Here is an 8,978-nt window from a genome sequence, read left to right on the forward strand (position 1 = left end):
GGAATTGTAAATGGATCACCTGTCGTCAGGACTAATTCAGAATACTACATTTATGTAGATTAATAATATTTCAAATTTTAAATAAAAAGTAACCAATAATGAAAAAAATAATTTTAATGTGTCTTTTAGCTAGTCCTGTAATTACCTGGGCACAAGATACCGAAGGTACTGTAGAAGTTGAGAGTCAATATAAGCCGACAGGAGGAGACAAAACACTTGAATTACAATTCGAACCTTTCGGAGACAATCCAATTAACATCAATGGAATAAGAGCGAGATGGTTTTCATCACAAAGAAGTGCCTTTAGACTCAACATTTTTGTAGGTGTAGATGCAGACTCTGAAATAACGCAACAGTCTGATCCTGATCTGGATTTAAAGGAATTAAAAGATAAAGACATGACTGTGTCAATCAACATCAGACCAGGTATGGAAAAGCACCTAAAGGGCACTGAAAAGCTGTCGCCATACTTTGGGTGGGAGGCTGACCTAGCTTACCAGACATCATCTAATAGAACAGAATTTCAAAATAATGATAATGTTGAATACTCGAAGGTGATCAATACTAACGGCTTCGCAAGAGTAGGGCTTAATGCTATTGCCGGTATGGACTTTTATGTATCACCTAAACTATATTTAGGTGCTGAACTTGGGTTTGGAGCAAGTTATACCAGGTTGCTTTCAGTAAAACTGAAGAGTAATGTTGATGGTTTTCAGAAGCCAGATCCTGTAAAACGTGGAGGTTCAATAGACATTGGCCCCAATGTGAATGCACAAATTAGATTAGGGTATGCGTTTTAGATTGAACCATTGTGTTTATCTAATATTGCTAAGCTTCATTTTTGGTGCATGTGATGAAACTGATGGCAACAAGACGCCTTTAAGAACCTCTATTAATTCAGTAGATGACTTGCAGGAATTTATCAGTGGACTGACATATACTTACACAGATGAAGCCGGGAATATAGTAGAGTTCGTTCCTAATAATATCTATTCTGATATGCCAAGCACAAATTTCGTTTGGTCATCTGATGGGTTTGACAGCAAAAATAATGAGTCTATCAGCTTGCAAAATGAGGGGTCAGCCATATTGATTGTGAACGGAGTTGAAAAAAAAATGAATAATGTAATCTGCACCACTGTATTGGATTTAAAGAATCGATACCCAGATATTTACTTTGATAACAAATTTTTAGATTATTATGTATTTATTGCGGCTGTTGACAAATTTTCTGATGAAGAGTTGATAAATCCTAGTATTGGAACAATAACGGAATACATGCAGTTTTTAATTAATCCTAATGCGACCAGCGATGATGGAAGCAGAGCTTTAGGCTTTTACATTGAATCTGAGGATATTTTGTATTTTTATGGGAATTATCAAGTGGATAATACGGGGTTAATCGCTGAAGGAAAAGCTTTTGATTTTTTCTCCGGAGAGAGGTTATATTATATAGCTCGATTCTACTGTGATTAATCAAATACTTTGATTGAAGATAAAACAGCAGCGTGTGATATAATCACACGCTGCTTTTGTTTTACCCCTTTCATAACCCCTTCAAGCCATCTGATTCTCTTTTTTGGAATTCTTAGATACTGAATTTTTTCCTTCTGTTTGTGATATGATACTGCTAACTACACCATCTAGTTCTTGAGCAGCGTCCACTAGTCTGCTTACAATTTCATCGGGTGAGTGACATTGATTTTTGTAATTGATGAGTAGGTTGGAAAGTCCTTTGATGCGTGCCAGAGGAGCTTTTACTACATGAGATTGCAACCAGGCAATTTCTCTCAATCGCTTGTTGTTTTCAGAGATGGCGAGCATATTCTTTCTAAGTGTTTCCTTACTTTTCATCTCTTTAGTGATGTCATAGTTGATACCAATTAACCTGGTAGCTCGACCGTTATTGTTTCTTACTACATGAGCAATGGTTTTTAGATATTTTATAGTGCGAGACGGTAGTTGTATGCGGAAGTAAGTATTGAGTTCCTTATTACCCTTAATGGCCTGCAAAATTTCTTGATTAGTACGCTCCAAATCTTCGTTATGAACACGATCATTCCAGCTTGGTAGCATGTTTTCATCAAGGTTTCCTGAAGTTTCAAATAGCTCATGCTGATTTTTATCCCAAAGTAGAAGCTGATTCTTTAAATCTAAATCCCAAATACCAATATTGGCAGTTTTAGATGCTAGCTCATATTTAATATTTGTCTCTTTGAGCTTTTCTGTAAAGGTCTTATGCTGTGTTATGTCTTGAATACTGCCGAAGAACCTTATACACCGATCTCCTAAATACTCTCCATTACCAATTACTCTTACCCATCTTAAATTGTTTTTTGCTGTTTTGATTTGGACCTCAACGTCAAAATTTGTGATTTCATTATTTAAAACCTGAGATTTGAGTTTTTCGAGTTTGTTTCGATGAGGGCCTTCGAGAGCAAACGATGCGGAATTTTCCAATAAGGGTTCATAATCCTCATCTACTTCATGTATTTGCTTCACAATACTCGACCAATATATTTTCTGAGAGATTACATCAAATGACCAATTACCTATGCGTGCCAGCTCATTCGATTTTTGTAATAGAGTATTTATTTCTTTCAGGCTGGTAATATCTTTAGCTACAGCATAGACGGCTTGCTCTTCTTTAATGAAAGCTGAAGTCCAGGCGAGCCAGATAGTTTTACCAGACTTTGATATATACCTATTTTCAAAATACTTGGTTCTACCTGTTTTAAAAAGGGCCTTATTTTCAATTTTACTTTTTTCGATATCATCAGGATGTATGAAGTCAGTAATCGGTGAGTTGAGCAATTCTTCCTCATTATAACCCAACAGTCTGCAAAATGCAGGATTTACTTTTTTAAAAAATTTAGTGTCTGAAATACTTAAAATGTCTGGAGAAAGCTCGAAGAATGTGTTTAGCTCATGTTCAATTTTCATTCTTTTCAGCTCAGGCCCAAATCTTTGGCCTAGGCGTTTGAGTACTCGTATTTTATGTTCTGTGAGCTCAGATTGAGGACGTTTGGTGAAGAGAAGAACTACACCAATCACCTCACCTCCAAAATATATGGGTATAGCAATACCTGTTTGCAGCCCATATTTTTTAGCCTCTTCGTTGCGTATAAATTGCTGATTAGAACCAAGATCATTCCATATGATAAGATCCTGCGATTCCCAGCCGGCACCTTGTAGACATTCTCCGAACTTAGTTTCAACGTACTCTTTGGTAACACTAAAAAAAGGCTTTAGCTCAGGCTTAGCGCAGTATTCGGCTGCTTTCACCAAACTTGAATCTTGCGTATTGGTAAACCACCCTTCGGCCAGCGCAAAATCAGAAAACTTGGCCAGCTCTGCGATTACGATTTTATAGCGAGCTGAAAAGGAGAGAGGCTTGCTGATTTTTGTATTGATATTTCGATATAACTTGTTTTCGGCCTCTTTATTTTTTCTAAAAGTAATGTCTCTTTGCACGCTTATCCAATGGGTGTACCAACCATTGTCATCAGCCAGTGGTGAAATAGAAAACTCAACCCAAAACTCTTTACCTTCTTTGGTATAGTTTAATACTTCTACACGGCATGGTTTCCATGCGCGCATGGCTGTCCGTATTTTTTGCAATGCTTTTTTAGAGGTTTTAGGGCCTTGTAACATTCTTGGGGTATTTCCAATCACCTCCTCAAGCTGGTATCCGGTGTTCTTCAAAAATGCATCGTTGGCATATACAATTTTTGGTCCCGGTTCGCTTTGCGGCTCGGCCTCTGTGATGAGTACCGCATCTGTTGTATTTGTTACGATCGACTGCATGAGCTTGAGCGCGCGGTGATTTTCTTTACGCTCTGTGACGTCACGCATGGCACCAATTGTACGATAGGCCTTGCCATTAAAATGCCTTAAAATCAAGGTTTGATCTTCAATTTCGGCATAAGAACCATCCTTTTTCTTAAACCTGTAGGAGGCAGACCAGTGGGTCTCTTTACCTTGAAGGGCTTCATTAAGGCTTTTTACTATACTTTCACGCTCGTCAACGTGTATGTTGTTTTCCCAAAAGCTCAACTGATTGGCTTCATCGGGATGATAGCCAAATAAGTGTAAGAAATTATCTCCCAAATACAGTTCGTTGGTGGCGATGTCGTAATCCCAAACGGCATCATGCGTTGCTTTCATTACATATCGGTAGCGCTCGTTGGTTTCTTCCAGTTTCCGTTTGGTGGCCACCACTTCTGTGATATCACTGCAAGTCATAATCATGTGTGGTTGCCCGTCTATATTGATTCTATGGCCAACTACGAGCGCATTTACTACGTTATTGTTGTAATCTATCAGATTAGTTTCACCAAACTCTATTTTTTCGTCTTCATTTGATTTGGAAAGATTGCTTATAAATGTAGCTACATCCTCTTTTGCTATTAATTGGTCAATGGTCTTTTCTGTAAATTGACTTATATTGAATCCATGTTGACTAATGGCTGCCTCATTTACATCTGTAACTTGCAAATTGCGTAAGCAAAAGATTATTTTAGGTACGGGGCTTTTATAGAATAGGAGGCTATATTTTTCATTTGATACTTTTACTTTGTCTTCTATTTTGAGTCTGATTGTAGCGTCTTCTATTGCACCAATTACCCGGTAAGGAAGGCCTTTCTCATCTTTTAAAAGGATTGCACACTCTTTGAGGTAAGCGAAAGACCCATTGGGTTTTCTAAATCTATACTGTTGCTCCCATTCATCATTTTGATTATGACCGGAAAGCAAGTCGTGAATGCTATTAGTGACATTTTCCAGGTCATCAGGATGTATTTTTGAAAGGAGATCCTGAATATTCTTTATATCATTTTTGTGATACCCCAATTTTGTAAGTAATGTATCGCCCCAGGTGATTTCGTTTATTTGCAAATTCCAATCAAAAATGATATCAGAGGTGGCTTTAGTGGCATACTGCAGCCTTTCATTCAATATCTTTAACTGTTTGTCTGTTTCGTATCTTTTTGTGATGTCTGTAATGTTGGCTATGGCACTTTTACCATCACTTAGTAATTTGGTCGAAACTTCAACGTAAATGCTTCGGCCATCTTTGCTTATATTTTTCCATTCCTGATTGTCAATTTTACCTTTCGAAGCTAATAAATCTGCACCGGCTTCCATTCTTTTGTGGTCAGCTTGATCAATAACATCGCTCAGCTTCATTTTACTAAACTCACTCCTCGTGTAGCCATAAATTTTGGTGGCGGCTTCATTTACTTTCAGAATTTGCAGGGATTGTAAACAATAAACAATAGCTGGCTGAGGTGCACTCTCAAAGTACTCTTCATAATTGTAAGTAAATGCCATGGGTGCGTTGGATTTTAAATTTTGGTATAGTAAAGTTACTATGCAGTAATTGCTTAAACATCGGGTAAAAAACCATTTTGAGAAATAGGTTTATTTCTTACTCTGAAGAATGGATTGAATGTGAGCAGCCGGATTATCATCAGAATTAAAGACTTTGTGAAACCCCATTTCAAGATATTTATCTTTCATAGTATGGGATGCATCTGCACTATAGCACCACACATGACCTTTTGGGAAGCGCGCTATGCAAATGTCCAGAATATCTTCCGGGTCATGCTCGAGGTGATGAATATCTACCAGCACTATACTCTCGCTACTCTCTATGGCTTCTTTGTCCAGGTATTTAAAGTTTAAATCACGTGATAATACAAAGTAGCCGTTCTCTTGCTTGCTGGGAATAAATGTAGGTAGAGTAGAAATTTTATTTCCTGCCAAAACCACTAACATAGTACCAACTTTTAAGCTAAAATACTCACATACAGTGGTTTGAGTCAAGGGGGATTTTCGTAATTTCTATCTAAGAGAATTACCTAATTTTATAATTCAATGAGGTTGTTTTTTATGGCAAAAACTACCAGGCCTGCCACTGAGTTGGTATGTGTTTTACCCAAAAGATTTTGTTTGTGCGTATCGACAGTTCTGGGGCTTATATGAAGTCTTTCTGCTATTTCATGATTTGATAAATCCTTCACAATCAAATCTAGAATCTCTAATTCCCTTTTCGTTAAGCCTTTGGCCTCTTCTGATTGCTCACTTTTGATCCTTGTCATGGCCATCATTACCTCATGACTAACAGCAGGGCTGAAGTAACTACCTCCTTTGTAGACAATGTCTATCGCTTTGGTCAGTTCTTCTTTATCACAATCCTTTAAAATGTAGCCCATAGCTCCCGCCTGCAGCATATTTTTAATATGACCACTTTGCTTTACCATGGTGAGTGCCAATACTTTAATTTGAGGATATTCTTTGCTGAGGGTTTTTGTACACTCTATACCGTTTAACTCTGGCATATTTATATCCATAAGTATGATATCAGGTATAAGGCTCATATTGCTTAACATGCTCAATACTTCTTTACCATTGCTGGCCTCACCAATAAATAAAAATTGAGGGGAATACTCTAGAATAATAGACTTAAAGCCTTCTCTTACTATGTTGTGATCGTCTACTATAAAAATACTTATAGGTTTACTCATAGCTTACGGTAATGGTATTCTGAGTGATAGTATGGTTCCACTTACACCAGATTCTATATTGAGTTGTGCATTAAGTTTATTAGCCCTGTTTTGCATGGTTCTTAAGCCAATCCCTTCTTGTTTAGTATCATCGAGCTGAAAACCTTTGCCATTGTCTTCAATAATCATAATAAGATAGCCTTCTTTTATTTTTAAATCAACTTTTATATGATCCGGCTGACCATGCTTGATGGCATTATTTATTGCTTCCTGTGCAATTCTATAGGTATTAAGCTCAATGTCGGCTGGTAGCCTGATATCTTCATTAAAAGAAAAATCGATACTTACCTTTTCTGATGTGTGATAATCATCTGTAAGCTCTTGTATTGACATGGCCAAACCAAAATCCCGAATGGCGCTTGGCATGATGCGATGGGCCAGTGCGCGGCTTTCGTTTATAGCAATCTCTAGCTGCTTTTGAGATCGACTAAATCGGTCATTCTGCTTAAGCGCAGGATCGTCAATTGAAATGTTTTTAAGATTCATATTTACAATCCCTAAAGTCTGAGTGATACCATCATGTAGCTCCGCGGCTATGGCCGCACGTTCTTTTTCCAGCGCATCTAAAATGCTGTTAGAAATTTGTAAGTCCCTATCGACACGATCGGTGATGTCTCTGATCACGACCATGGCACCAATAATTTTTTCTTTATCATCATATAGAGCTGTACCATTAGACTCTACATACCTGATGTCATTTTTCTGTTTGATGGCATACTCATGGTTGCTTACTTTTCCTTCTTTTAAGGCTATCATCAAACTGAGTTCCTCTTTATTAAGCAAACGCTCCAGGTTTGTGGTATAGAGTTTATACTTGCCTGGCCAACTGTTAGCATTAGTATAGAGCTCTACATCATCGATCCATTGACGCAGCGTATTGTTAAATAAAACCAGTTTGCCTTCTGCATCACACGCTAAGATTGCATCTGAGGCATTTTGTAAAATACTATCCAGGTATTCTTCTTTTTCTAAAAGGGCCAACTCCATTTGCTTGCGCGGAGTGATATTTTGCACAATGCCTTTAAGTTTAACAATATTACCCTCGTCATCAAGTACGGGAATACCAATAGCTTTTACGTGTTTTTTGCCTGAGGCAAGGTGTAGCGTGGTATCATACTCATAGGTTTCTTTTGCCTTAAGTGCCTTTTGTACACTTTTTTGAAGCAACTCGTACTCATTTGGCTCATGATAATGTATAAACTCGTCTAAAGAGGGGGCACCTAGCTTTGGGTCTCTTTCAAATATCTTGTAAACCTGATCCGACCAGGTTGTCTCTCCGGTCTCAGGATTCCACTCCCAATCTCCGATTTCTCCGATAGCCTGTGATTGGCTAAGCCGCTCTTCCTTTTCTCTAAGTTGTAATTCAACCGCCTTAATGTCATCTATGTCTACGTGGGTACCGGCCATAATAAGCGGTTTGCCATTTTTATCTTTCTTTATAACCCTGCCTGAGTCTAAGATCCATTTGTACTTGCCATTTTTACATAGCATCTGGATTTCAAAACTCACATCTTCACATTTACCACTCATTACTTCCCCTAAAGATTGCTGAATCAAAGCCGCACTTTCGGGGTGAAGGTGCTCCATAAAGAAATTGAAGTTAGACTCTACTTCTTCTACAGTATAGCCCAACATCTCCGCCCAGTACTGATTTACCTCGTTTTTACCCGTTTCCAGATTTAAATTCCAAGTGCCTAGTCGACCACCTTGTATCGCGATATCTAATTTTTCGCGAGCTTCATACAGGTTTAGTTCTTTTTCCCTTACAAGGCTTTCTGATTTTTTGAGGTTGTCTATATCAACATGAATGCCGGCCATGATCAATGGTTTGCCCATTGCATCTCTTCTGATGATACGGCCAGAAGTCAATAACCATTTATAGCTACCATCTTTGCATTGCATTTGTATGTCGAAACTATAGCTCTCTCTTTCACCACTCTTTACTTCATCAAATTTCTTTTTAAAGGTTTCTTTACTTTCATCAGACAGTTTCTCATTGAAAAAATCAAGATGATGATTAACCTCTTCCAGGCTATAACCAAGCATGCTTGCCCAATATTCATTTACTTCATTTTGCTCGGTTTGTAGGTTTAAGTTCCAGGTGCCCAGTCGTCCACCTTGTATTGCTATGTCAAGCTTTTGGAGGTTTGTATTGTAGGCTGTAGTGTCCTGAATCTCAAATATTAGTAGCCCTTGTTCAGAAATTTTTATACAAGTGATGTTCACAAACTTATTTTCGCCAGACTTGGTAATCAATAAGACGTTCTTCCATTTTAGTTTATAATCAGAATCATTAGTGACAAAATTGTACAGGGCTAATTGATACTTTTCTCTTTTCTGATCAGGTAAGGCATTATCTAAAACTGATTTTATACGAGAGATATCTTCTTGCTCCCAGCCAAAAACATGAGT

At 37.8% G+C, this 8,978-nt stretch carries 6 protein-coding genes; 2 read left to right on the forward strand and 4 right to left on the reverse strand.

All coding sequences use genetic code 11. From position 1 onward, the window contains the following. The first annotated feature begins 98 nt into the window (after positions 1-98). Both E1176_RS10945 and E1176_RS10950 read left to right on the forward strand, forming a co-directional pair. The gene (locus E1176_RS10945; protein WP_155210649.1) at positions 99-800 is read left to right on the forward strand and encodes a hypothetical protein; all 702 of its coding nucleotides are present in this window, start codon (positions 99-101) and stop codon (positions 798-800) included. After that, on the forward strand, positions 790-1,476 hold the full coding sequence (locus tag E1176_RS10950) for a hypothetical protein (protein ID WP_155210650.1): 687 nt from the start codon (positions 790-792) through the stop codon (positions 1,474-1,476). Before E1176_RS10945 ends, E1176_RS10950 begins: the two co-directional genes overlap by 11 nt. Before the next feature lie 81 nt (positions 1,477-1,557). On the opposite strand, the gene E1176_RS10955 is transcribed toward E1176_RS10950, so the two are convergent. From E1176_RS10955 to E1176_RS10970, 4 genes are all read right to left on the reverse strand, one after another. After that, positions 1,558-5,331 carry a PAS domain S-box protein gene (locus E1176_RS10955; protein WP_155210651.1) on the reverse strand — a complete coding sequence of 1,258 codons (3,774 nt, stop codon included), beginning with the start codon at positions 5,329-5,331 and terminating at the stop codon, positions 1,558-1,560. 90 nt (positions 5,332-5,421) lie between these two features. Beyond that, entirely contained in the window at positions 5,422-5,778 is a 357-nt protein-coding gene (locus E1176_RS10960) for a hypothetical protein (RefSeq protein ID WP_155210652.1), read from the reverse strand. A gap of 89 nt (positions 5,779-5,867) precedes the next feature. Further along, positions 5,868-6,527: a response regulator gene (locus tag E1176_RS10965; protein ID WP_155210653.1), complete on the reverse strand. Its 660-nt coding sequence runs from the start codon at positions 6,525-6,527 to the stop codon at positions 5,868-5,870. Between the two features lie 3 nt (positions 6,528-6,530). Continuing rightward, the coding region (locus E1176_RS10970; RefSeq protein ID WP_155210654.1) for a PAS domain-containing protein at positions 6,531-8,978 on the reverse strand (2,448 nt) is incomplete at its 5' end.

Source organism: Fulvivirga aurantia, assembly GCF_009711475.1.
GTDB lineage: Bacteria > Bacteroidota > Bacteroidia > Cytophagales > Cyclobacteriaceae > Fulvivirga > Fulvivirga aurantia.